The sequence below is a fragment of the Mesorhizobium sp. M0060 genome (assembly GCF_040323155.1).
Lineage (GTDB): Bacteria > Pseudomonadota > Alphaproteobacteria > Rhizobiales > Rhizobiaceae > Mesorhizobium.
Genome location: NZ_JAMYUP010000002.1, coordinates 117,645 through 140,849 on the forward strand (window position 1 = coordinate 117,645; position 23,205 = coordinate 140,849).

The window sequence follows — 23,205 nt, forward strand, 5'->3', positions numbered from 1 at the left end:
CCAAATCGCCTTCGCGGCGGTCATCTCATTTCCGGATCACACCACCATGGCCAAGATCAATGGCAACGAAATCCGTCCCGGCAACGTCATCGAGCATGATGGCGGCCTTTGGGTGGCGGTCAGGACCAACACCGTCAAGCCCGGCAAGGGCGGCGCCTACAACCAGGTCGAACTGAAGAACCTCATCAACGGCACCAAGCTCAATGAACGCTTCCGCTCGGCCGAGACAGTCGAGCAGATCCGGCTCGATCTGAAGGATTTTTCCTTCCTCTACGAGCAGGGCGACGCTTTGGTGTTCATGGACACCGAAAGCTACGAGCAGCTCGAATTGCAAAAGGAGTTCGTCGGCGATCGCGCCGCCTTCCTGCAGGACGGCATGATGGTGACGGTCCAGCTCTACGACGAAAGGCCGATCGGCATTTCGCTGCCCGACCAAGTGACGCTGACCATCACCGAAGCTGACCCGGTGGTGAGGGGCCAGACGGCAGCCTCGTCCTACAAGCCGGCGATACTCGAGAACGGCATCCGCGTGCTGGTGCCGCCCTTCATCGGCTCGGGCGAGCGCATCATCGTCGATACCAACGAAATCACTTACGTGCGCCGCGCCGACTAAGGCATGATCCCAAAAGGTTGCAGACTTTTTGGATAAGATCATGCGTCAAAGCAAATAGGCGCAGCGGCAGGAAGAAGAGCAATGGCGCGTTCCGCGATCCTCAATGTCATGGTCCAGGCCGCTATGAAGGCCGGCCGCTCGCTGTCGCGCGACTTCGGCGAAGTGCAGAACCTGCAGGTTTCGATGAAGGGACCGGGCGACTATGTCAGCCAGGCCGACCGCAAGGCGGAAGACATCGTCTTTGCCGAACTGTCGAAGGCGCGGCCCGGCTACGCTTTCCTAATGGAGGAACGCGGCGTGATCGAGGGCGACGACGGCCAGCATCGCTGGATCGTCGATCCGCTCGACGGCACCACCAATTTCCTGCACGGCATTCCGTTCTTCGCGATCTCGATCGCGCTGGAGCGCCAAGGCCAGATCGTCGCCGGCGTCATCTACAATCCGGCGATGGACGAGCTCTACACCGCCGAGCGTGGCGGCGGCGCCTTCATGAACGACCGCCGGTTGCGCGTCGCCGGCCGCACCAAGCTGGTCGATGCGGTGATCGGCTGCGGCATGCCGCATCTCGGACGTGGCCAGCACGGCAATTTCCTTGTCGAGTTGCGCAATGTCATGGCCGAGGTCTCGGGCGTGCGTAGTTTCGGCTCCGCCTCGCTCGATCTCGCCTACGTCGCCGCCGGCCGCATGGACGGTTTTTGGGAAATCGGCCTGTCGGCCTGGGACATCGCCGCCGGCATGTTGCTGATCCGCGAGGCGGGCGGCTTCGTTTCCGATTTCGCCGGCGGCCAGGAGATGCTGACCGCCGGTTCGGTCGTTGCCGGCAACGAACTCATGCAGCGCGCGCTGTTGAAGACGGTGAAGAAGCCAGTCACGCCGCGCTAATACAGGCGCACCGCGCTGAAGCGCCGCAGTCGCAAAACGGCAACCAAAGCTTGAAATACTGTCCCGCGGCCGCCCAGATAAGGCGACGCAGGATCATCGATGACGAACAGCCAGCCCAAATCCCGGAGCGAACTATCCCAGATCGACATCCCCTTCATGGGGCGCTGGCATTACTCGCGCGCCGAGATCATCGCCGACGGCATCGTCCACGCCGTGGGCATCGTACTGGCGATCGCTGCCGGCTCGACGCTGCTGGCACTGGCCGCCTTTCGAACCGGCCCCGGCGAATATGTCGCTGCCGCGTTCTATGTGGTCTCGCTGCTCACCGTGCTGTCGGTTTCGCTGGCCTACAATCTCTGGCCGGTGTCGTCGCCGGCGAAATGGATATTGCGGCGTTTCGACCACGCGGCGATCTACCTGCTTATCGCTGCGACCTACACGCCTTTCCTCGCCCAGCTCGGCGGCTCGCCGCTGGCTGTTTCGATGATCGTCCTGGTCTGGATTGCCGCGGCGGTCGGCATCGCCATCAAGGTCTTTCTTCCCGGCCGTTTCGACCGGCTGGCGATCGTCTTCTATCTCGCCATCGGCTGGAGCGGCATCGTTCTGGTGGAGCCGCTCGTACGGACGCTGCCGGCGACATCGATCGCGCTTATCGTTGCCGGCGGCATCGTCTATTCCTGTGGCGTGATCTTCTTCACCTGGAAAGGCCTGCGCTTCCACAATGCGCTGTGGCACGGCTTTGTCGTTACCGGCGCCGGGCTGCATCTGGCCGCCATGGTCGACTGCCTGGTCATCAACCGATTCTGACCGCCGGGCGCGAACGGGTCGCAATATTGCCAAGCGCCATTCAATTTCGTCACAATTCCGTTTAGAGTCGCGAACACAACGTGATCGGCGGCGACGGCATCGGAAACGGGGCACGGATGACTTTTCTCAGATCCTTCGGCATGGGCAGGCGCTCCGACGTTCTGATCTACGACCCGCACAAATTGTCGAGCCCGCAGGTCTTTCTCCTGACCATGGTGATCTTTCTGTTTATCGTGGCCTTTATCGCCGCCATCCTGACCCGCCAGATTTCGACCGCCTTCGTCACCAATCCCGGCCTCAACGGCCTGATCGTCGGGGTGCTGGCGGTCGGCATCCTGCTGGCCTTCGTCCAGGTCGGCCGGCTGTTCCGCGAGGTGCGCTGGGTCAACTCGTTCCGCGCCGGTTCCGAAACCACCGAACCGGTGCTGCTGGCGCCGATGAAGGCGATGATCGGCCGCTCGTCGACGATTGCCTTCTCGACCAGTTCGATGCGCACCATGCTGGATTCGATCGCCACCCGCCTCGACGAAACCCGCGACACCTCGCGCTACCTTGTCGGGCTGCTGGTGTTCCTCGGCCTGCTAGGCACCTTCTGGGGCCTGCTCAACACAATCGGCTCGATCCGCGAAACCATCGAGTCGCTCGATCCCGGCACCGGCGATGCAGCGGCCGTGCTCGAATCCCTGAAGCAGGGGCTTTCCGCCCCGTTGGCCGGCATGGGCACCGCCTTCTCGTCGTCGCTGTTCGGTCTCTCCGGCTCGCTGGTGCTCGGCTTCCTCGACCTGCAGGCCGGCCGTGCCCAGACGCGCTTCTACACCGAGCTCGAGAATTGGCTGTCCTCGGTCACCGACCTGTCCTCCGACATCGTCGTTGCCGACGCGGCCAAGACCGAACCCTCCGATGAAATCCGGCTGTTGTCGGAAAAGCTGCGCACCCTGCAGGAGAATGGCGGCGGCTCCAATCCGCGCGTCGCCACCGCCATGGCCAATCTCGCCGACGGCATTTCCGGCCTGGTCAAGAACATGCGCTCGGAGCAGCAGATCATGCGCGACTGGGTCGAGGCCCAGTCCGACGAGCAGAAGGCGATGCGCAACACCTTGGAGAAAATCGCCGACGCCTTGAAGAAGCCTGGAGTGCACTGACGTGGCGTTGGCGCGAGGCCGGCGCTCCGACCGCCGCATCGATTACTGGCCGGGCTTCGTCGATGCGCTGTCGACGCTGCTGTTGGCGATCATGTTCCTGCTCACGGTTTTCGTGCTGGCGCAGTTCCTGCTCGGTCGCGAGATCTCCGGCAAGGACACGGTGCTCAACCGCCTCAATTCCCAGATCAATGAGTTGACGCAGCTTCTGGCGCTGGAGCGCTCGACGACGCAGGACAAGGAAGATTCGCTCGCCAATTTGCAGGCGTCGCTGTCGGCGTCAGAGGCTGAAAAGAGCCGGCTCGAGCAATTGCTGGCGCAAGGCGCGGGTGCCGGCGACGCGGCCAACCAGCGCGCCACTGCGCTTTCCGGCGAACTCGACAGTCAGCGCCAGATCAGCCAGCAGGCGCTGAGCCAGGTCGAGATCCTCAACCAGCAGATCGCGGCGCTGCGCAGGCAGATCGGAGCGCTCGAAGAAGCGCTCAACGTGTCCGAAACGCGCGACCGCGAATCCAACACCAAGATCGCCGATCTCGGCCGCCGCCTGAACGTCGCGCTGGCGCAACGGGTGCAGGAGTTGAACCGCTACCGCTCCGACTTCTTTGGCCGGCTGCGCGAAATCCTCGCCGACCGCGAGAACATCCGCATCGTCGGCGACCGCTTCGTCTTTCAGTCGGAGGTGCTTTTCCCGACCGGCTCCGAAGTGATCAACGATGCCGGCAAGGTCGAGATGAAAAAGCTCGCCGACGCCATCATCGAATTGCAGAAAGAGATCCCGCCGGAGATCAACTGGGTGCTGCGCGTCGACGGCCACACCGATAACAAGCCGCTCTCCGGCACCGGCCGCTACCGCGACAATTGGGAATTGTCGACGGCGCGCTCGACATCGGTGGTCAAGTTCCTGATCGAGAACGGCGTGCCGGCCAACCGGCTGGTCGCGGCCGGCTTCGGCGAATTCCAGCCGCTCGACCCCGCCGATACCGAAGAGGCGCGCAACAAGAACCGCCGCATCGAGCTGAAGCTCACCGAACGGTGATCTGCAACCCTTTGGCTCGCAAGCAACATGCACCGGATCGAGCCGGCTCACGTCGGCGGCATTTAGGGCACCGGTGCGGCACCGGCAAGGCCTGAAAAAGATTACCTTTTTTTAATTACACTTTGCCGCCATCGCCTTTTAGCCTTGGTCGTGGGCCGAGAACCGCCGGCGGTGGAACCGTTCATCGCGACGCGACGGAACCTGACGGCCCGCGGCCGGAAGGCAGGACAGCCCAATCACCGCCTTCCTCAGTAAAAGGAGACGCAATCATGCGCTTCTTCGCTCCCACTGCTCTGAGGACTGCAACGTTCACCGCATTTCTCGTGACAGCCCCGTTTTCCGGCGCCTACGCGGCGTCGAGCGCCGTATACAGCCCGCGCGTGGCTGGCTTGATCGATCAGGTCCAGAGCCTGGATGACGGCATTGCCGCCGCCAGGCAGGTGAACAAGATCACGCCGGCCGAGGCGCACAGCTTGCAGATGCGGGCCGCTCATATCAGCCGTGTCGCGCAAAGGACGGCTGCCGCGGGACATGGCACGATGCCGGTCAGGCAGTATCAGCAACTGCTGCACCAGGTCGACGACCTGAGCCAGAAACTCCGCACGTCCACCGGCAGTAACGCCCTGATCGGCGATGGCGCCGATGGCGGATACTATCCGAACGGCTGAAAAGGAAGAGCTGGCTTTTTCACCAGTCAAGCCTTCACCAGCCGTTCACCAGCCGAGCCAAAGTACGATCAAGGCAACTGCCGCCGACACTGTCTGGATGAACAGGATTTTACGGCCCACCGTCGCCGCGCCGTAAAGGCCGGCGACGGCGACGCAGAGCAGGAAGAAGACTTTGAACTGGAAACCGGCTTCGCCGAGGTAAAGCCCCCAGATCAGCCCGGCTGCGAGAAAGCCGTTGTAAAGCCCCTGATTGGCCGCAAGCACTTTCGAGACACTGGCGAATTCCGGCGTCAGCTTGAACGCCATGTGGCCGCGCGGCGTGTCCCACAGCACCATCTCCAGATAGACGATGTAGAGGTGGATCACGGCCACCAGCCCGACCAGCACATTGGCGATCATGTTTCGTCTTCCCATCACGGTCTGCCGCCGCCAGACGACATTGATCACGCGCGCCGCCGCTTCCGCAAGATGCCTTTCAGCCGTTGCAGCCGGCAATCAATGCGTCGATCGCAGACGGCCTTCAGGGGTTGCCAACACTTTTGCATTGGTATCTTTTCCCGCCGTCAAATCGGCGGAACCCCACCATGTCCTTTCAAAAACTCGACGACCTCGGCCACAAGCTCGAAGCGCTGGAACATGCGCTCGCCATCCTCGGCGCCGACGAGGCGACCCATATGGCGGTCGGCGGCGGCGAGAAACGCGCAGAGGCGATGTCGGCGCTGGCCGGCATGCACCACGCCCGAGCGACTGCGCCCGAGATCGCCGACTGGATCGCGGCGGCCGAGCGGGAAGCGCTGAACCAAGAGCAGCAAGCCGCGGTCAGGGAATTCCGCCGGCAATACACCAACCTGACCTGCCTGCCGGTCGAGTTCGTCGAGCGCCAGACGACCGCGCGCATGCGCTCGGAGCAGCTCTGGCGCGACCTGCGCGCCAAGAACGACTGGACTGGCTTCCTGCCGGCGCTGGAAGGCGTCGTGGCGCTGGTGCGCGAGGAGGCAGCACTTCGCGCCGAGGTGCTCGGGCTCGAGCCCTACGACGCGCTGATGGAGCAGTATGACCCCGGTAACCGCGCCGCCGACATCACGCCGGTGTTTGCCGAGTTGAAGGCATTCCTGAAAGGCTTCGTGCCGGAGGCGCTGGCGGTGCAGGAGGCGCGGCTGGCGAGGCGTCCGCTGAAGCCGCTATCGGGCAGCTACCCGATCGACAAGCAACGCGAACTCGGCCTCGCCATGATGGCGGCAGTCGGTTTCGACCTCACCCATGGTTCGCTGTCGGTCTCGCACCATCCGTTCTGCGGCGGCGTGCCGAGCGACGTGCGCATCACCACCCGCTACAAGACCTCGGATTTCCTGTCGGCGCTGATGGGCGTGCTGCACGAGACCGGCCATGCGCTGTACGAGCAGAACCTGCCGAAGGCATGGGCGCACTGGCCGCTCGGCAGAGCGCGCGGCATGGCCGTCCATGAGAGCCAGAGCCTGTTCGTCGAAAAGCAGATTGGCCGCAACCCGGAGTTCTGGCGCTGGGCGCTGCCGGTGGTCGAAAGGCACCTTGGTGAGAGCTGGACGATCGACGACATCCTGCCGCATGTGCACCGGGTCGAGCGCGGCCTGATCCGCGTCGACGCCGACGAGGTGACCTATCCGCTGCATGTCATCCTGCGCTACGAGCTGGAACAGGAGCTTGTCTCGGGACGGCTGGAAGCAGCCGACCTGCCCGAAGCCTGGGATGCCAAGATGCGCGATTATCTTGGCCTGTCGACATCGGGCAATCCGGCTGATGGTCCGATGCAGGACGTCCACTGGCCGGGTGCGGCCTTCGGCTATTTCCCCTCCTATACGCTGGGCGCCATGATGGCGGCGCAGCAATGGGCGGCGCTGACGCGAGATCATCCTTCAGCCGACGAAGACCTTGCCAGGGGAGATTTCGCCGCGATCAACGACTGGCGCCGCAAAAGGATCTGGTCGCAAGGCTCGCGCTGGTCGACGCCGGAACTGCTCGAACGCGCCACCGGCGAAAAGCTCAATGCCGTGCATTTCACCGATCACCTGAAGAAGCGGTACGGGAACTGAGCCCCTTCGTCTATTAGTGGTTCTTGCTGAGGAGACTGCAGAAATCCCGAAACGGGCCTTTACTTTGGTGGGAAAGCCTCTGAAAAAGGACTTCTTGCAAGTTGGGCGCGCATAGATGTCTGCCTGGTTACAGTTTTCGTAGGGTGAAGTCTTTCTGGCCCCGCCTGGTATTTTTCATCTTATTGATCGGCCTGAGTTCTCCCGCCATGTCCGACGACATGGTTCTCAAGCGTCCGGCAGAAAGCTGGGTAAAGCAGGTTGATATTCCGGCTGCCGATCCCACCCGATCGGATCAAATCAAGAATGGCGTTTCATGGCTGCTCTCGGACGATCAGATCAAGTATCGCGCCGGCGGCTATGTCGAGTACTCGCGCACCGTCTATAAAATCGTCGACCGTCCCGGCCTCGATCGGGGCGCAAGTATCGATCTGCAGTTCGATCCGTCCCGGCACAAGGTTACGCTCAACCATCTTCACATCATCCGCGATGGCGCCGTTTTGGACCGGCTGGGAGACGTCGAATTCGATATCTTCCGCAGGGAAAGAGACGCCGAGAAAGGCGTCTTCGATGGCTGGCTGACGGCCCATGTCAACATCGATGACGTGCGCGCCGGCGACATCGTCGACTACGGATCGACCTATGAGATAACGCCGCTCGTCGGTAAGGATCTTTTCTTCAAGAACTTCTCCGCCGAATGGGAAGAGCCGGTGGCGCTGATCCGCACAAGCATCATTTGGCCTTCGGGCCAGCCGCTCGAGATCAAGGCAAGGGGAACCCAACTCAAACCTGCGATCTCCTCGACAGGGCCGGACACGACCTATCTGTGGGAAATTCCAAATCCGAAACCGATCAATGTCGAAGAAAACCTGCCCGTGACGTATCCAGGCTGGGGCTCTATCGATGTTGCGTCGACCGCGAATTGGCAAAGTGTGGTCGATGCTGTTGCGCCCTATTACAAGCCAGCGACCGTTTTTCCCTCGGCATTCGCCGCAAAGCTTGACGACATCGCTCTCCGGCATCCAGTGCCCGAAGACCGGATGGTCGAGACAATGCGATTGGTACAGGGCCAGATCCGTTATGTAAGCCTGTCGATGGGTGCCGGCTCCCACATTCCGCGTGACCCCGCGACGGTCATCCTTAGCGGGTTTGGTGACTGCAAGGACAAGGCACTGCTGCTCGTTTCTTCGCTTGTGCGGCTTGGCATTGCTGCCGAGGTTGCCTTGGCCGACCTCGACGAGGGGCGGGCCCTGGACCAGCATCTGCCGGCGGTTCGCGATTTCGACCATGCCATCGTCAAGGCAAGGATCGGAACAAAGACATATTGGCTGGACGCCACGAACTATCTTCAGGGAGGCAAGGCGCACAATCTCGCGCAGCCCGACTACGGCTTCGCGCTGCCGCTTTCCAGCACCGGCGGATTGGAGAAGATGCCGAGTCCGGAGCTTACCAGCCCATCGATCCAGATCGCGGAGGAATTCGACTTTCCGCGGAAACCGGGCGATCCCCTCGTGCTGACGGTCTTCTCGACATATGAGGACGCCGATGCCGATTGGATGCGCGGCAACTTGGCCAGCCGGTCACTGAGCGAGGTGTCGGACACCTACCTGAAATATTACAACAAGCAATATCCGGGCATCCAAACCGTCGCCAAGCCGGAAGTCGTGGATCGCCGCGACGGCAACATAGTGAGCGTGAAGGAAAGTTATCGCTTGCCGGCGGAGGCGCTGGCGGCCAACGATCTGGCAAAGAATTTTCCGATCCGCGCGGCCGATCTCGGCAACTCTCTTGCAACCCCGACAATCGTCGGCCGTACCGGGCCTATCTCCCTCGGCTCCCGGCTCTACCGGCGTCACAAGGTGACCGTGCGCAACCTCAAGGCGAGGTTCTCCGGTGAGTCGATGAGAAACATCGTGACGCCCTACATGTCGCTCAAGGTGTCCTGGTCCAACACACCTACCCAATTTCAGGTTGAATGGAACTTTCAGACGCTGGCGACTGAAGTGCCGGCCAAGGCGATCGCCGACTACCTGAAAACCGTCGATGACGTCGCAGACGAAATACGGTGGCAGTACGATTTTACCTATGAAGAGCCGCCAGCCAATGTGCAACTCAGCGATCCAGCTAAGGAGCAGCGACAGGCCATCGCCAGCATGCTTTTGTTGTCGTTGCTTGTCGGCGTTCCACTGTTCATCGCCTATCGACGCGGTAAACGCCGAGCTTTCGGTAGCTGAAGAATCTCGGCGGCCGCTGGGGACCATGACCCCGAAAAGTGGATGCCGGTTTTCGGAAAAGATCATGGTCAAACAAGAAGATGGAGCCTCATCCCGATTTCATCGGGATGGAACAGGCTAGCGATGCTACTCCGCCGCGCCCCTGAAAGCATTCGCCCCGCTTTCGAACTGCAGCTTGGCCAGCCGCGCATAGATGCCGCCCTTGGCGACCAGGCTCTGATGCGTGCCTTCCTCGACGATGCGGCCGCCATCCATGACCAGGATGCGATCGGCTTTCAGCACTGTTGCCAGCCGATGGGCGATGACGATCGTGGTGCGGCCCTGCATCAGCCGGTCCAGCGCCGTCTGCACCAGCGTCTCGCTTTCGGCATCTAGTGCCGAGGTCGCCTCGTCGAGCAGAAGGATCGGCGCATCGCGCAAAATGGCGCGGGCGATCGCCACGCGCTGGCGCTGGCCGCCCGACAGCGTCACGCCGCGCTCGCCGACCTGGCTGTCATAGCCCTTTTCGAGCCTCAGGATGAACTCGTCGGCAAGCGCGTCCTTCGCCGCCGCCTCGATCTCGGCCTGGCTGGCACCCGGCCGGCCAAAGCCGATATTGTCGCGCGCGCTCGCCGCAAAGATGGTGACGTCCTGCGGCACGATGGCGATGCGCGCGCGGATCGCGGCCGGATCGCCCTCGCGCAAATCGACGCCGTCGATGACGATCCTGCCGGCCTCCGGATCGTAGAAGCGCAGAAGTAGCGAAAAGACTGTGCTCTTGCCGGCGCCCGACGGCCCGACGATCGCCACCGTCTCGCCGGGTTTGACCTGAAAGCTCAGGCCGTGGACGGCGGCGCGGTCGGGCCGGGCCGGATAGGAGAAGGAGACATCGTCGAAGCTGATTGCGCCTCTCGCTTTCGCCGGCAGCGGTTTCGGATCGGTGGGCGCCTGGATCGCGGGCTTTTCGGCCAGGATCTCGGTCAGCCGTTCGGCAGCGCCCGCTGCCTGGGCAAGTTCGCCCCAGACTTCCGAAAGGGCGCCGAGCGCCCCGGCGGCGAACACCGAATAGAGCAGGAATTGGCCGAGCGTGCCCGGCGACAACGTACCCTCGAGCACGTCGCGCGAGCCGAACCAAAGCACCGCCACCACCGAGGAAAAGATCATGAAGATGGCGAAGAAGGTGAGAAAGGAGCGAGCAAAGATCGAGGCCCGCGCCGCTTCGAACGCTGCTTCCACGGCGGATGAAAAATACCCGGTGACAAGCTTCTCGTTGGTGAAGGCCTGCAGGGTGCGCACCGCGCCTATCTGCTCGCTGGCATAGGCGGTGGCATTGGCCAGCGTGTCCTGTGCCAGTCGTGACTTCCGCCGCACCGAGCGGCCGAAGGCGACCAGCGGCAGCACGATCACCGGAATAGCTGCGATGACCAGGCCGGACAGCTTTGGGCTGGTGAAGACCATCATCGCCACGGCGCCGAGGCCGAGGATGACGTTGCGCAGCGCCACCGAGGCGGTAGCACCGACCGCCGATTTGACCTGCGTCGTGTCGGCGGCGAGCCGCGAGACGATCTCGCCCGACTGGGCCGTGTCGAAGAAGGAGGGCGACAGTGTCGTGACGTGGGCAAAGACATCGCGGCGGATATCGGCAACGACGCGCTCGCCCAGCGTGATGACGAAATAGTAGCGGCTGGCTGACGCCGCCGCCAGCACGGCGGCCATCACCACCAGCATGGCGAAATATTCGGCAATGAAGCTGGAATCGGAAGCGGAAAAGCCGTGGTCTATCATCCGCCGCACGGCCAGCGGCAGCGCCAGCGTCGTCGCCGCCGCGACGGCCAGCGAGACGATCGCGCCGATGACCATTTTGCGGTAATGGGTGATGTAGGGAAACAGGCGCTGCAGCGGTCTCAGCGAGCGCCTGCGCTCGTCTGCATCGCCGCTGATGTTCGCCATGACCGTTTCCTTTGGCCCTTTGGGGTTTGCGCGATCAATATGCGCTTGCCGCGGCCTTGTGATTCAATTCCGGCTGATGTATAGGCTCGCCGACCGTTTTAGAAGCCGTGGCTCCTCAATAGCTGCGGCTTCGAGTTTTAAAAAGGGGCGCATCGACGCAGGCTTTAGCCCGTCGGCAGCACCCGGCAAGCCAGGAACAGAACCATGAAGACCGACATCCATCCCGACTACCACACCATCAAGGTCGTCATGACCGACGGCACCGAATACATGACCCGTTCGACCTGGGGCAAGGAAGGCGATACGATGAACCTCGATATCGACCCGACCACCCATCCGGCCTGGACCGGCGGCCAGCAGACCCTGCTCGACCGCGGCGGCCGCCTGTCGAAGTTCAAGAAGCGCTTCGAAGGTTTCGGCCTTTAAGCCAAGCGATCTTTCGTACATCGAAAACCCGCCGTCGAGGCGGGTTTTTTGTTGCCGGGGTGCGGCCCTACCGGTCCACCAGTTCCCGCAGCGCCATCCGCTTGTAGGCGGCAACCAGCCTGTCGCCCTCTTGCCGCTCGACCGAGATCGCCAGCCGCATGGTGGCCTCGCCCATCTGCCAGATAAGAAACGCCGTCGTTTCCAGCGCCGCCGGATCGGCAGACGGCCGCAGCTTTTTCAGCACGGCGGTGAGGAATTCGGCGTTGGCCCGGCTGTCGGCAAGTTCGAGGTCGCGCAGCGCCTTATCGGCCTGCGTGCCCGACCAGATGTCGCGCATCACCGGCTCCGCCAGGAACAGCGCGTAATAGGTATCCACCAGTTCCGAAAACGCCCTGCATAGGCCTTCGGCGTCACTGACCTCCGCCAGTGCCGCCGCAATGCAGGCCTGGCTCTCTGCGGTATAGCGCTCGGCCAGCGCCCAGATGATCGCCCGCTTGTCCGGCAAGAACTGATAGAGCGAGCCGATCGACACGCCGGCTCTCTTCGCCACCTCGCCCATGCGCATCGCGTCGCTGCCTTGCTCGGCGATCAGTGCCGAGGCGGCGGCCAGCATCCGCTCGACCCGCTCGCGGCTGCGCTGCTGGCTTGGCGTCCGGCGCGGCGATGCGATCTGGCCATCCTGTGAACCCGATACGGTCGAGCCTTCCATCACTGTCTCCAGGCGAATTGGCCAACAATTGGCTTGACTCGTAAAATACGAGGGTTTATCACGTTTTGCAAATATGAGGATTACTCACGTTTGCGGGCAAGGAAATCGGTCGCGCCCCAAAAGACTTTTCCGCTTATGCAATCGAAACCACCTCAACCGGCATCTGGAGCAACTGACATGATCATGAAACTGCTTCCCACCCTCACCTTCGTCGCTGCCCTTGGTTCAGGCATCGTCGGCGGTGTTTTCTTCGCCTTTTCCAGCTTCGTCATGCCGGGCCTCGCCCGCATGCCGGCCGCGGGCGGCATCGCCGCCATGAATTCGATCAACGTCACTGCGGTGACGCCGATGTTCATGACCGCACTTTTCGGCACCGGGCTGGTGTGTCTTGTCCTCGCCGCAGGCGCTCTTATCGGCTTGAGCCAACCGGGTGCGTTCTGGCTTCTCGCCGGCGCCCTGATCTATCTCGTCGGCAACCCGATCGTGACGATGATCTTCAACGTGCCGCTCAACAACGCCTTGGCTGCCGTCGATCCGGCCAGCGCCAATGGCGCCGCTATGTGGACCACCTATCTCAGGGACTGGGTGATGTGGAACCATGTCCGCACCATCACCGCCATCGCCGCGCTGGGCTGTTTCATCATGGCATGGCGGTGAATGCAGGGGCAGAAATGTGAACGACCCTCAGGCAGGGTCTTTTGACGTGGGATCTTTTGACTTGTGGCTCTTGCGATCGGCATGGCCGAGATCGCGATCCGGATCGATTACGTCGCGAACCAGTTGCTTGAGCTTTGCGGCATCGGGAAAGCCGCCGTCACGCTTGCGGTCCCAGACCAGCGTGTCATTACAGGAAATGGTGAAGATGCCGCCGGTGCCGGGCACCAGCGCCACTTCGCCGAGATCCGTGCCGAAGGTCGACAGCAACTCCTGCGCCATCCAGCCGGCCCTGAGCAGCCACTGGCACTGCGTGCAATAGGTGATGCGGACCTGGGGCAGCGCCTGTTCGGTCATGCCGCGCTGAGCTTCGCCAAGGTCTCCTCGTCGACCTCGAAATTGGCGTAGACGCTCTGCACGTCGTCGTCGTCCTCGAGCGTCGCGACCAGCTTCATCAGCGATTGTGCCCGCTCCTCGTCGACCGCGATATTGGTCTGCGGCTTCCAGATCGGCTTCACCGATTCAGCCTCGCCGAGCGCGCCTTCCAGCGCCTTCGACACTTCGCCGAGATTCTCGAAGGCGCAGTAGATCGTGTGGCCTTCCTCGTCCGACTGGACGTCGTCGGCACGGGCCTCGATCGCCGCATCCATCACCTTCTCGGCGCTGCCAGCCGCTACCGGATAGTAGATCTCGCCGACGCGGTCCCACATGAACGACACCGAGCCGGTCTCGCCCATCGCCCCGCCGGCCTTGGTGAAGGCAGCGCGCACATTCGACGCGGAGCGGTTGCGGTTGTCGGTCAGCGCCTCGACGATCAGCGCGACGCCGCCCGGCCCGTACCCTTCGTAGCGCACGGCTTCGTAAGTCTCGGCATCGCCCATCGACGCCTTGTTAATGGCGCGCTGGATATTGTCCTTCGGCATCGACACCGCCTTGGCGTTCTGCACGGCAAGGCGCAGGCGTGGGTTCATCGATGGATCGGGCGTGCCGCTCTTGGCCGCGACGGTGATTTCGCGCGCCAGCTTGGAAAACATTTTCGATCGCACCGCATCCTGGCGGCCCTTGCGATGCATGATGTTCTTGAACTGTGAATGGCCAGCCATGGCACCCCTGTCGTCTTCTCGGCTAGAGCATCTGCGGCCTAGTGAACCACCCGGCGTCTTGCAAAATGCTCGAATTCAAAATTTCAGAACGTCCTGCTGCGTCCGGACGGACGTACGACGCTCTATATCGGAATGGCCGGCTTATAGATAAATCGGCTCAATTCGTCCAGCGGCGCCGTGGCGGAGGACGCGTGAGGGTTTTGAGACCCGAAAATGGCAGGCTTCGGCGGCCGTTCATCCCTCCAGATCGGATTTCAGCCGGTCGAGGATGCTGATCGCATGCGTGGCATATTGGCTGATCCAGCGGTCGTGGATGTGCTTGATCGGCAGCGCGTTGAGATGGTTCCAGCGCTCGCGGCCCTCGCGGCGCACCACAACCAGGTCGGCCTCCTCCAGCACCTTCAGATGCAGCATGACCGTGCAGCGGTCCATGTCGGGGAAGGCATCGCACAACATGCCGGTGGTCTGCGGCGCATTCTTCAGCTGGTCCAGCAACTCACGCCGGCGCGGATGCGCCAGCGCCTTGAAAACATTGTCGTCCTGCGATCGGCTTGACATGTTATATTTATATAACATATCATTGATCCATTCAAGGAAGGAGCTGTGGATATGTCTCTTGGATTCAGAGTTTCGGGGCGCATCGGCAAGCCGGTCGCCGAAGTCTTCGACGCAGTCGTCAACCCGAAGAAACTCAGCTTCTATTTCACTACCATCGGCGGCGCCAGCGCGCCGCTGGTAGCGGGCGCCGGTGTTGTCTGGTGGGGCAAGGTTCCCGTCGAGGTCGACGAGGTGGTCAGGGACAGCCGCATCGTGCTGCGCTGGGACGCTACCGACGCCGACGGCAAGCCGGCCTACAAGACCCGCATCGAGATGAATTTCGAACCGCTCGACGACGGTGGCACCTTCGTCACCATCGCTGAGACCGGCTGGCAGGAGGACGCCGTCGGCCTGAAGAAGTCCTACCTCAATTGCGAGGGCTGGTCGCAGATGCTGGCCTGCTTGAAGGCCTATGTCGAATACGGCATCAATTTGCGCGACGGCTATTACCGCAGCGAGATGAAGGGCGAGCCGGCCAACGAGACCAATATCTGAGAGCAATGGAGCCAAAATGACCGCGAAGATCACCGGCGGCATCAACATCGCGATGAAAGTCCCGCCGCATCAATACCAGGCAACGATCGCCTTCTATCGCGACGTCATCGGCCTGAAGCCATTCACGACCAAAGCGCCTGCCATCGGCTTCGAACTCGGTCCCAATCGGCTGTGGATCGACGAGGCGCTGATGATGAGCCAGGCCGAGATCTGGCTGGAACTGTTCACCGAGGATTTTCCGGCCGCTGCGGAGCATCTCGCCAAGGCCGGCGTCGTGCGCTGCGACGCCATCGAAGCACTGGGTGAAGGCTTCCGCGGCGGCTGGATCACCAACCCGGCCAACATCATTCACCTCGTGCGCGAACCCGATGCCTGGTGAACAGGCGGCGTCTTCATGAAAAGGAGCACGATATGGAAATCCGTGAAACACCGACCGCCGAAGCCGGCATGCTGATAAGGCGGCCGGTCGCCGAAGTGTTCGAAGCCTTCATTGACCCCGCGATCACGACGAAATTCTGGTTCACCCATGGCAGCGACAGGCTGGACAGCGGCAACAAAGTTCGCTGGGAATGGCGCATGTATGGCGTCTCGACGGCGGTGATGGTCAGCGAGATCGTACCGAACGAGAAGATCGTCATGCAATGGAGCGATCCGCCGACCACTGTGGTGTGGACTTTTACCGAGATGCCGGGCGGAACGACCTTTGTCGAGGTTCGCAATTTCGGCTTTGCCGGCAGCGGCGACGAGCAAGTCAACCAGGCGATCGGCTCGACCGATGGCTTTGCGCTGGTGCTCGCCGGCGCCAAGGCGTGGCTCGAGCACGGCCTGACGCTTGGCCTGATCAGCGACCGTCATCCGAAAGGCGTGTCGGCGGCTTAGAACGCGCGGCTCTCAGGGATGCCTGCCATCCTCAGTGCCCGCCACCGGACTTTGCCTTCTTCCGCCGCCGCGCCAACATGTTGAGTCCTTCGACCAGTGCCGAAAAACCCATCGCCGCGTAGATGTAGCCCTTGGGTACATGGTAGCCCATGCCGTCGGCGATCAGCGTCATGCCGATCATCAGCAGGAAGCCGAGCGCCAGCATGACGATGCTGGGGTTCTTGGCGATGAAATCGGCCAGCGGCCCGGCCGCCAGCATCATCACGCTCACCGCCACGATCACCGCGATGTACATGATCGCGATTTCGTCGGTCATGCCGACCGCGGTGATGATCGAGTCGATCGAGAAGACGAGGTCGAGCAGCAGGATCTGAAAGATCGCGCCGGCCAGCGAAAGCTGCAGAGTCTCGCCCATCATCGTGTCCTGGTGATCTTCGAGATCGACCGTGTGGTGGATCTCCTTGGTCGCCTTCCAGACGAGGAACAGGCCGCCGGCGATCAGGATCAGGTCGCGCCAGGAAAAGCCATGGCCGAAAGCGGTGAATATCGGCGTCGTCAGCTGGACGATGATCGAGATGGTGGCAAGCAGGATCAGCCGCATCATCAGCGCGGCGGAGATGCCGAGCCGTCGGGCGCGCGCGCGCTGCGCCTCCGGCAATTTGTTGGTGAGGATCGAGATGAAGATCAGATTGTCGATGCCGAGCACGACCTCCAGCACGATCAGCGTCAGCAGCGCGACCCATGCGGTCGGATCTGAGACAAAGGCGAAATGCGGCGCCAGGAATTCGACTAGCTGCATGGAGGTCGTCCCCTCTACGATCTAGAGCAGTTTCGCCGGCAATTGGGTATTGCAAGCGCCTGTATCAATGTCACGACCAGAAGGATGGAGCCGTTTCTTCCAGCCGCGGTCCGCGGCGAAACGGCGCGATCCGTTCGGTCAGGCCGCTACGATCGGAAATGTCGACTCCAACGCCGCACAATGTCGCCGGTCCGGTCGACGCCTCGAAGCGGCCTTTCGGCACCTTGGATAAAAACCGGTTGAGCGGCTCCTCCTTGTCCATGCCGAGCGAGGAATCATAATCGCCGCACATGCCGGCATCGGAAATATAACCCGTGCCGCCATTGAGGATCTGGTGGTCACCAGTCGGCTGATGCGTGTGGGTGCCGACGACAAGGCTGGCACGACCGTCGACGAAATGGGCGAAGCACATTTTTTCCGAGGTCGCTTCGGCATGGAAATCGATGACGATCGCATCGGCCTGCTCGCCGAGCGGACAAGCGGCAAGTTCGCGCTCGCCGGCCTGGAACGGGTCGTCGAGCTCGGGATGCATAAACACCCGGCCCATGATGTTGGCGACCAGCACGCGCGCGCCGTTCCTGGCGATGTAGACGCCTGAGCCGCGCCCTGGCGTACCCTTCGGGAAGTTGGAGGGACGCAGGAAGCGCTCTTCGCGCGGCGCGAAAATCAGCGCGTCGCGCTGGTCCCAGACATGATTGCCGGTGGTGACGACGTCGGCGCCAGCCGAGATCGTCTCGCGAAAAATCTCCTCGGTGATGCCGAAGCCGCCGGCGGCGTTCTCGCCATTGACGATGACGAAGTCGAGTTTGAAATCCGAGATCAGGCCGGGCAGTTGTTCCCACACCGCCGTCCGTCCCGTTTTGCCGACCATGTCGCCGAGGAAGAGAAGTCTCATTCCTCCATCTACAATTCTGGCGCGAAGCGGCGCAACCCGCTCTCGGTGAGTATTTCCGGAAGGATCATGTCATGCGGCTCGTCCGGCACCAGGGCCACCTCCTGGCAGTCGAAGGCGATACCGATCAGCCGCAACTGCTGCCCCTTGTCGACCAGCCGCGCGATCGCCCGGTCGTAATAGCCGGCGCCATAGCCGATGCGGTGGCCGCGCGCATCGAAGGCGGCAAGCGGCACCAGCATCACCTGGGGATCGAGCACCTCGGCTTCGTCATGCGGCCCGACGGTGCCGAAGCCCATGTCGATCATCGGCGCGCCGCGCACCAGTTCGCGAAAGACGATGGTGCTCTTGTCCAGAATGGCCGGCAGGCAGAGCCTTGCCCCCTTCTCGCGCAAGGCAAACATCAGCGGCCGGACGTCGACTTCCGAACGCATCGGCCAGAAGCCGGAGACGATCTGGCCCGGCTCGACCGTCATCCGGTCTCGCGCCGTCTCGGCCATTTCCAGCGCCGCCTCCACCCGCCAGAACGGATCGAGCGCATCGCGGCGCCCGAGTGCTTCGTTGCGGAGATTTTTTTTCAGGTCTTTTGGGGAGGTCATGGAGCCAGGATAGAAAAGTCGGATCTGGGACGAAGGTTCGGGAACGACGTTTTCTACCGCTTGGTCCGCTGAAAATGTAAGTGACGATCCACACAACCGGTGGAGAGAGCGATCCCGGGAACCTACAAAGTAGGTGGGCGCCGTATGAGAAAACCCACGGGTCTTCCCAGGGACAGCTCCCTAGGGATCATTAAGGCCCCGGGGAAAATGTTCTCCTGCCGGGAAGCGCAGACCGTCATCCACCAATATAGGCGGACGGCAGACCAAGCGCCAGAGAGATGACATGCTTGGAGACTTAATTCGACGCAATTGGTGAAGCCGGCGCAAGACCTCACCAAGCGTATGCCGGCAGCAGCGGCTTGCACAGCCAAGGCCCCGTCCTTAGGGTCGCGCGATGAACCCGGGAGCAAAAATGCGTTTCGAAGGCACGGCAGCCTATGTTGCCGACAAGGATCTGATGGTGGCGGTCAACGCGGCGATCGCGCTGGAGCGGCCATTGCTGGTCAAGGGCGAGCCCGGCACCGGCAAGACCGAACTTGCGAGGCAAGTGGCGGCGGCGCTCGGCCTGGAGCTGATCGAATGGCACGTCAAGTCGACGACAAGAGCCCAGCAGGGCCTCTATGAATATGATGCCGTCTCGCGGCTGCGCGACAGCCAGCTCGGCGACGATCGCTTCAACGACATCTGCAATTACATCAAGCGCGGCAAATTATGGGACGCCTTCGCCGCCGGCAAGAAGGTCGTGCTTCTGATCGACGAGATCGACAAGGCCGATATCGAGTTCCCCAACGATTTGTTGCAGGAACTCGACCGGATGGAGTTCTTCGTCTACGAGACCGGCGAGACAATCCGCGCCACCGTGCGGCCGATCGTCATCATTACCTCCAACAACGAGAAGGAATTGCCGGACGCCTTCCTGCGCCGCTGCTTTTTCCACTACATCCGCTTTCCCGACGTCGACACGCTGCACAGAATTGTCGACGTGCACTATCCCGGCATCAAGCAGAACCTCGTGCGAGCAGCACTGACCCAGTTCTACGAGATCCGCGACGTGCCGGGCCTGAAGAAGAAGCCGTCGACCTCCGAGGCGCTGGACTGGATCCGCCTGCTGGTCGCCGACGACATCGCGCCCGAGGACCTGCGCGCCGATCCGAAAAACGCGCTGCCCAAGCTGCACGGCGCGTTGTTGAAGAACGAACAGGACGTGCATCTGTTCGAGCGCCTGGCCTTCATGGCGAGACGGCAAGGGTAAGAAGCGATCCGCTATGGGCCGACGAAAGCCACCGGACAGCGCTTTCCCGTTGCTGGACTGTTGCCGCCCGCCGGGCATCGAGACAGCTTCGGGCCTGAAGCTTCGGAGGAAACGAAATGACCGAGATCACCGTCCGCCCGCTTGCACAATCCGACCATGCCGACTGGCGGCGGCTGTGGACTGCCTATCTCACCTTCTACGAAACCAAGCTGCCGGAAGAGGTCTATGCCGTCACCTGGAAGCGGCTGTTCACGGAAGGTGAGTTTGAGCCGAAGGGCTTCATCGCCACCCTCGACGGCAAGGCGGTCGGCCTGACGCACTATCTCTACCATCGCTCCTGCTGGTCGCAGATAAACAACTGCTATCTGCAGGACCTGTTCGCCGACCCGGATGTGCGCGGCAAGGGCGTCGGCGCCGCGCTGATCGAGGCGGTCAAGCAGGAAGCCGGCAAGATCGGCGTCAAGAACGTCTACTGGATGACTCACGAGACCAACACCACCGCGCGCAAGCTCTACGACCGGGTCGCGCGGCGCACCGGTTTCATCGAGTACGATCTGCTGTAGACGGCGCGATGTTCATTCCCTTCTTCCTCGAACTGAAGGCAGCGCGGGTTCCGGTCTCGCTCCGCGAATATCTGTCGCTGCTGGAAGGCCTGGAAGCCGGGCTGGTCGACTATGATGTCGAGGGTTTTTACTATCTCGCCCGCACCGCCCTGGTGAAGGACGAGCGGCACATCGATCGCTTCGACCAGGTCTTTTCGCACATCTTCAAGGGCGTCGAAGCGCTGGCTGGCGAAAACGCGGTCGATGTCAAAAACATCCCGGAGGAATGGCTGCGGCGGCTCGCCGAGAAGCACCTGAGCGACGAGGAGAAAAAGCTGCTCGAGGCGCTGGGCGGCTTCGAAAAGCTGATGGAAACGCTGAAAAAGCGGCTGGAGGAGCAGAAGGGGCGGCATCAGGGCGGCTCGAAATGGATCGGCACCGGCGGTACCTCGCCCTTCGGCGGCTATGGTTACAATCCCGAAGGTGTGCGCATCGGCCAGCACGAAAGCCGCAATCGCCGGGCGGTGAAAGTCTGGGACAAGCGCGAATTCAGGAATTTCGACGATGCCGTCGAGCTCGGCACCCGCAACATCAAGATCGCGCTGAAGCGCCTGCGCCGCTGGGTGCGCGAAGGCGCCGAGGAAGAATTCGACCTGCCAGGCACCATCCACGCCACCGCCGAGCATGGTTATCTTGACGTTAAGACACGACCCGAACGGCGCAATGCCGTGAAGCTGCTGATGTTCTTCGATGTCGGCGGCTCGATGGACGACCACATCAGGAGCGTCGAGGAGCTGTTTTCGGCCGCCCGCGCCGAGTTCCGCCAGCTCGAATATTTCTATTTCCACAACTGCCTTTACGAAGGCGTGTGGAAGGACAATCGCCGCCGCCACGCGGAGGTGATTCCGACCTTCGATCTCCTCCACAAATACGGTCCCGACTACAAGGTGATCGTCGTCGGTGACGCCTCGATGAGCCCCTACGAGATCGCGCATCCCGGCGGCTCGGTTGAGCACTGGAACGCGGAAGCCGGCGCTGTCTGGCTCGACCGTCTGCTGCAGCAATGGCCGAACGCGGTCTGGCTCAACCCGGAAAATGAGAAACACTGGGGTTTTACTAATTCGATCGCCATGATCCGCAACATCTTCGGCGGCCGCATGTTTCCGCTGACGCTCGCCGGGCTCGAAGCCGCGACGAAGCAACTTTCAAGGAAGCATTGAATGGATCTACGGCACGCAAGACAGGAAGACCGATGACCTGTTTCCTTTGCCTGCAATGTGGTGTCCAGTTCGCGGCAACAGCGACGCCGCCGGACCATTGCCCGATCTGCGAGGACGAGCGGCAATATGTGCGCTGGGAGGGCCAGGCCTGGACCACGCCGGAAGAGCTCGCCGCCGGGCATCGGGTCGTGATCAGGGATGATGCCGGCGTGCTCGCCTTCGGCATCGAGCCGCGCTTCGCTATCGGCCAGCGCGCATTGCTGGCGCAAACGCCGCACGGCAATGTGCTGTGGGACTGCATCTCGATGGTCAGCGACGAGGCGGTGGCCGAGATCAACCGCCGGGGCGGCCTGGCCGCCATCGCCATTTCGCACTGCCATTATTATTCGGCAATGGTCGAGTGGAGCGAGGCGTTTGGCGGCGTGCCGATTTATCTGCACGCCGATGATCGTCAGTGGATCATGCGCCCGCATCCGGCAATCATCAGCTGGGAAGGCGAGACGCGCGCCATAAACCCGTCGCTGACGCTCATCCGCTGCGGCGGCCACTTTGCCGGTGGTCAGGTACTGCACTGGAAACGCGACGGCGGCAGCGCCATCTTGGCCGGCGACATCGTGCAGGTGACGCCGACTCGCCGTCACGTCAGCTTTATGTACAGCTACCCGAACTACATCCCGCTCAACGCGACGAAAGTGCTCGGCATCAAGGCCGCGCTGGAGCCTTTCGCGTTCGACCATATCTATGGCGCGTGGTGGAACCAGAACGTCATCGGAGATGCAAAGGCCGCATTTTCAGCATCGATTGCGCGCTATCTCGCCGCCATCGCCTAAGGAATTCTTCGCGGCAGGATAGGAAATACGGGCAAACGCCGTAACAAATACCTATTTCAGGCGAAGTTGGGAAGGCAACCCAAATAGCGACATAAGCTAAGAGGAAAAAATGGACAGCCACACCTACCTCGTCACCCGCACCGATGCCGAATGGCGCGCCCGGCTGACCCCTGAGCAATATGCGGTGATGCGCAACCACGGCACCGAGCGGCCGGGAAGCTGCGCCCTGCTGCACGAGAAGCGCGCCGGCACCTTCTCCTGCGTCGGCTGCGACCAGCCCTTGTTTGAATCCAAGCTGAAATTCGAGAGCGGCACCGGCTGGCCGAGCTTCAACGACCCAGTGCTGGGTTCAGTCGAGACCACCGTCGACCGCAGCTACGGCATGGTCCGCACCGAATGCCATTGCGCCCGTTGCGGCAGCCATCTCGGCCACGTCTTCGAGGACGGCCCGCCGCCGACCGGCCTGCGCTATTGCATCAACGGCGTGGCGCTCAAATTCGAGCCGGCCGCCTGATCGTCAAACCACGACCACCACGATCAGCCACAACGTGGCGCCAAGCGTCATCAGCGACGCCTTGGCGCCAGCTGAGCTTCCGGCAGTCCGCCAAACGGCAAAGGTTAGGAAGATGTTGTAGGGCACCGGCGCGAAATGCACCGCCAGCACAAGGGCAAGCGGCAACTTCAACCCGAGCAGAATGAGCGCCGCCACCGATGACGCGATGTTGATCGCTGTGCCGACAACGACCAGGTCGCGCCAGAACAGCCGATCGAGCGGCACGCCGCCCAGCCAGCGTGAGCGGAAGAAGGCGGCAACGCGCGATATGATCGTCATCG

Annotated in this window: 28 protein-coding genes and 1 other RNA gene; 18 read left to right on the forward strand and 11 right to left on the reverse strand. The window is 62.1% G+C overall.

All coding sequences use genetic code 11. The annotated features are described in order from the left end of the window. Positions 1–46: 46 nt before the first annotated feature. From efp to NKJ94_RS02865, 6 genes are all read left to right on the forward strand, one after another. Entirely contained in the window at positions 47–613 is a 567-nt protein-coding gene (gene efp / locus NKJ94_RS02840; RefSeq protein WP_023678016.1) for an elongation factor P, read from the forward strand. A gap of 81 nt (positions 614–694) precedes the next feature. Further along, on the forward strand, positions 695–1,495 hold the full coding sequence (locus tag NKJ94_RS02845; protein WP_352522876.1) for an inositol monophosphatase family protein: 801 nt from the start codon (positions 695–697) through the stop codon (positions 1,493–1,495). A 99-nt stretch (positions 1,496–1,594) separates the two neighbouring features. Beyond that, a complete protein-coding gene (gene trhA, locus NKJ94_RS02850) occupies positions 1,595–2,302 on the forward strand; it encodes a PAQR family membrane homeostasis protein TrhA (RefSeq protein ID WP_352522877.1) in 708 nt (235 codons plus the stop codon). A gap of 116 nt (positions 2,303–2,418) precedes the next feature. Next, the gene (locus NKJ94_RS02855) at positions 2,419–3,444 is read left to right on the forward strand and encodes a MotA/TolQ/ExbB proton channel family protein (protein WP_352522878.1); all 1,026 of its coding nucleotides are present in this window, start codon (positions 2,419–2,421) and stop codon (positions 3,442–3,444) included. A gap of 1 nt (position 3,445) precedes the next feature. Beyond that, entirely contained in the window at positions 3,446–4,477 is a 1,032-nt protein-coding gene (locus tag NKJ94_RS02860; protein WP_352522879.1) for a peptidoglycan -binding protein, read from the forward strand. A gap of 269 nt (positions 4,478–4,746) precedes the next feature. Next, positions 4,747–5,145 (forward strand): hypothetical protein, encoded by a 399-nt coding sequence (locus tag NKJ94_RS02865; RefSeq protein ID WP_352522880.1) that lies wholly within the window; start codon positions 4,747–4,749, stop codon positions 5,143–5,145. Between the two features lie 45 nt (positions 5,146–5,190). Here NKJ94_RS02865 and NKJ94_RS02870 read toward each other — a convergent pair whose 3' ends face one another. Then, a complete protein-coding gene (locus tag NKJ94_RS02870; RefSeq protein WP_352523066.1) occupies positions 5,191–5,544 on the reverse strand; it encodes a DUF1304 domain-containing protein in 354 nt (117 codons plus the stop codon). A gap of 185 nt (positions 5,545–5,729) precedes the next feature. On the opposite strand from NKJ94_RS02870, the gene NKJ94_RS02875 reads away from it, so the two are divergent. Both NKJ94_RS02875 and NKJ94_RS02880 read left to right on the forward strand, forming a co-directional pair. Further along, entirely contained in the window at positions 5,730–7,214 is a 1,485-nt protein-coding gene (locus NKJ94_RS02875; protein WP_352522881.1) for a carboxypeptidase M32, read from the forward strand. 206 nt (positions 7,215–7,420) lie between these two features. Then, complete coding sequence (locus NKJ94_RS02880; protein ID WP_352522882.1) at positions 7,421–9,445, forward strand: DUF3857 domain-containing protein; 2,025 nt, start codon at positions 7,421–7,423, stop codon at positions 9,443–9,445. Between the two features lie 126 nt (positions 9,446–9,571). On the opposite strand, the gene NKJ94_RS02885 is transcribed toward NKJ94_RS02880, so the two are convergent. Next, a complete protein-coding gene (locus NKJ94_RS02885; RefSeq protein ID WP_352522883.1) occupies positions 9,572–11,374 on the reverse strand; it encodes an ABC transporter transmembrane domain-containing protein in 1,803 nt (600 codons plus the stop codon). A 204-nt stretch (positions 11,375–11,578) separates the two neighbouring features. Here NKJ94_RS02885 and rpmE point away from each other — a divergent pair, with 204 nt between their 5' ends. After that, the gene (gene rpmE / locus NKJ94_RS02890) at positions 11,579–11,800 is read left to right on the forward strand and encodes a 50S ribosomal protein L31 (protein WP_006327661.1); all 222 of its coding nucleotides are present in this window, start codon (positions 11,579–11,581) and stop codon (positions 11,798–11,800) included. A gap of 67 nt (positions 11,801–11,867) precedes the next feature. Here the strand turns inward: rpmE and NKJ94_RS02895 are convergent, their stop codons facing one another. After that, entirely contained in the window at positions 11,868–12,509 is a 642-nt protein-coding gene (locus NKJ94_RS02895; protein ID WP_352522884.1) for a TetR/AcrR family transcriptional regulator, read from the reverse strand. Positions 12,510–12,686: 177 nt separating this feature from the next. Here NKJ94_RS02895 and NKJ94_RS02900 point away from each other — a divergent pair, with 177 nt between their 5' ends. Beyond that, a complete protein-coding gene (locus NKJ94_RS02900; RefSeq protein WP_352522885.1) occupies positions 12,687–13,166 on the forward strand; it encodes an anthrone oxygenase family protein in 480 nt (159 codons plus the stop codon). 27 nt (positions 13,167–13,193) lie between these two features. On the opposite strand, the gene NKJ94_RS02905 is transcribed toward NKJ94_RS02900, so the two are convergent. The 3 genes from NKJ94_RS02905 to NKJ94_RS02915 all read right to left on the reverse strand — a co-directional run bounded on the left by NKJ94_RS02905 (position 13,194) and on the right by NKJ94_RS02915 (position 14,824). After that, positions 13,194–13,520, reverse strand: a complete 327-nt coding sequence (locus tag NKJ94_RS02905) for an Rdx family protein (protein ID WP_352522886.1) — start codon at positions 13,518–13,520, stop codon at positions 13,194–13,196. After that, a complete protein-coding gene (locus NKJ94_RS02910) occupies positions 13,517–14,266 on the reverse strand; it encodes a YebC/PmpR family DNA-binding transcriptional regulator (protein WP_352522887.1) in 750 nt (249 codons plus the stop codon). The genes NKJ94_RS02905 and NKJ94_RS02910 overlap by 4 nt, the downstream gene beginning before the upstream one ends. A gap of 234 nt (positions 14,267–14,500) precedes the next feature. After that, a complete protein-coding gene (locus tag NKJ94_RS02915; RefSeq protein WP_352522888.1) occupies positions 14,501–14,824 on the reverse strand; it encodes an ArsR/SmtB family transcription factor in 324 nt (107 codons plus the stop codon). Between the two features lie 51 nt (positions 14,825–14,875). Between NKJ94_RS02915 and NKJ94_RS02920 the strand changes: the two genes are divergently transcribed. The 3 genes from NKJ94_RS02920 to NKJ94_RS02930 are packed head-to-tail and all read left to right on the forward strand — an operon-like array spanning position 14,876 to position 16,237. Then, positions 14,876–15,358 carry an SRPBCC domain-containing protein gene (locus NKJ94_RS02920; protein ID WP_352522889.1) on the forward strand — a complete coding sequence of 161 codons (483 nt, stop codon included), beginning with the start codon at positions 14,876–14,878 and terminating at the stop codon, positions 15,356–15,358. Between the two features lie 16 nt (positions 15,359–15,374). Then, a complete protein-coding gene (locus NKJ94_RS02925) occupies positions 15,375–15,737 on the forward strand; it encodes a VOC family protein (protein WP_352522890.1) in 363 nt (120 codons plus the stop codon). A gap of 32 nt (positions 15,738–15,769) precedes the next feature. Next, positions 15,770–16,237: an SRPBCC family protein gene (locus NKJ94_RS02930; RefSeq protein WP_352522891.1), complete on the forward strand. Its 468-nt coding sequence runs from the start codon at positions 15,770–15,772 to the stop codon at positions 16,235–16,237. 31 nt (positions 16,238–16,268) lie between these two features. Here NKJ94_RS02930 and NKJ94_RS02935 read toward each other — a convergent pair whose 3' ends face one another. The 4 genes from NKJ94_RS02935 to ssrS all read right to left on the reverse strand — a co-directional run bounded on the left by NKJ94_RS02935 (position 16,269) and on the right by ssrS (position 18,764). After that, positions 16,269–17,036 carry a TerC family protein gene (locus tag NKJ94_RS02935; RefSeq protein WP_352522892.1) on the reverse strand — a complete coding sequence of 256 codons (768 nt, stop codon included), beginning with the start codon at positions 17,034–17,036 and terminating at the stop codon, positions 16,269–16,271. Between the two features lie 70 nt (positions 17,037–17,106). Further along, the gene (locus NKJ94_RS02940) at positions 17,107–17,931 is read right to left on the reverse strand and encodes a TIGR00282 family metallophosphoesterase (protein WP_023678036.1); all 825 of its coding nucleotides are present in this window, start codon (positions 17,929–17,931) and stop codon (positions 17,107–17,109) included. 8 nt (positions 17,932–17,939) lie between these two features. Continuing rightward, entirely contained in the window at positions 17,940–18,527 is a 588-nt protein-coding gene (locus NKJ94_RS02945) for a 5-formyltetrahydrofolate cyclo-ligase (protein WP_352522893.1), read from the reverse strand. 81 nt (positions 18,528–18,608) lie between these two features. Continuing rightward, positions 18,609–18,764, reverse strand: a non-coding RNA gene (ssrS, locus tag NKJ94_RS02950) — 6S RNA. A gap of 175 nt (positions 18,765–18,939) precedes the next feature. On the opposite strand from ssrS, the gene NKJ94_RS02955 reads away from it, so the two are divergent. The 5 genes from NKJ94_RS02955 to msrB all read left to right on the forward strand — a co-directional run bounded on the left by NKJ94_RS02955 (position 18,940) and on the right by msrB (position 22,885). Beyond that, positions 18,940–19,779 (forward strand): AAA family ATPase, encoded by an 840-nt coding sequence (locus NKJ94_RS02955; protein WP_352522894.1) that lies wholly within the window; start codon positions 18,940–18,942, stop codon positions 19,777–19,779. 116 nt (positions 19,780–19,895) lie between these two features. Beyond that, positions 19,896–20,342, forward strand: coding sequence for a GNAT family N-acetyltransferase (locus tag NKJ94_RS02960; RefSeq protein ID WP_352522895.1), 447 nt, complete (start codon positions 19,896–19,898; stop codon positions 20,340–20,342). A gap of 8 nt (positions 20,343–20,350) precedes the next feature. Further along, positions 20,351–21,541 carry a vWA domain-containing protein gene (locus NKJ94_RS02965; RefSeq protein WP_352522896.1) on the forward strand — a complete coding sequence of 397 codons (1,191 nt, stop codon included), beginning with the start codon at positions 20,351–20,353 and terminating at the stop codon, positions 21,539–21,541. 32 nt (positions 21,542–21,573) lie between these two features. Beyond that, on the forward strand, positions 21,574–22,371 hold the full coding sequence (locus NKJ94_RS02970) for an MBL fold metallo-hydrolase (protein ID WP_352522897.1): 798 nt from the start codon (positions 21,574–21,576) through the stop codon (positions 22,369–22,371). Between the two features lie 109 nt (positions 22,372–22,480). Beyond that, positions 22,481–22,885 (forward strand): peptide-methionine (R)-S-oxide reductase MsrB, encoded by a 405-nt coding sequence (gene msrB / locus NKJ94_RS02975; protein ID WP_352522898.1) that lies wholly within the window; start codon positions 22,481–22,483, stop codon positions 22,883–22,885. Between the two features lie 3 nt (positions 22,886–22,888). Here msrB and NKJ94_RS02980 read toward each other — a convergent pair whose 3' ends face one another. Further along, positions 22,889–23,203 carry a hypothetical protein gene (locus NKJ94_RS02980; protein ID WP_352522899.1) on the reverse strand — a complete coding sequence of 105 codons (315 nt, stop codon included), beginning with the start codon at positions 23,201–23,203 and terminating at the stop codon, positions 22,889–22,891. Positions 23,204–23,205: the final 2 nt, after the last annotated feature.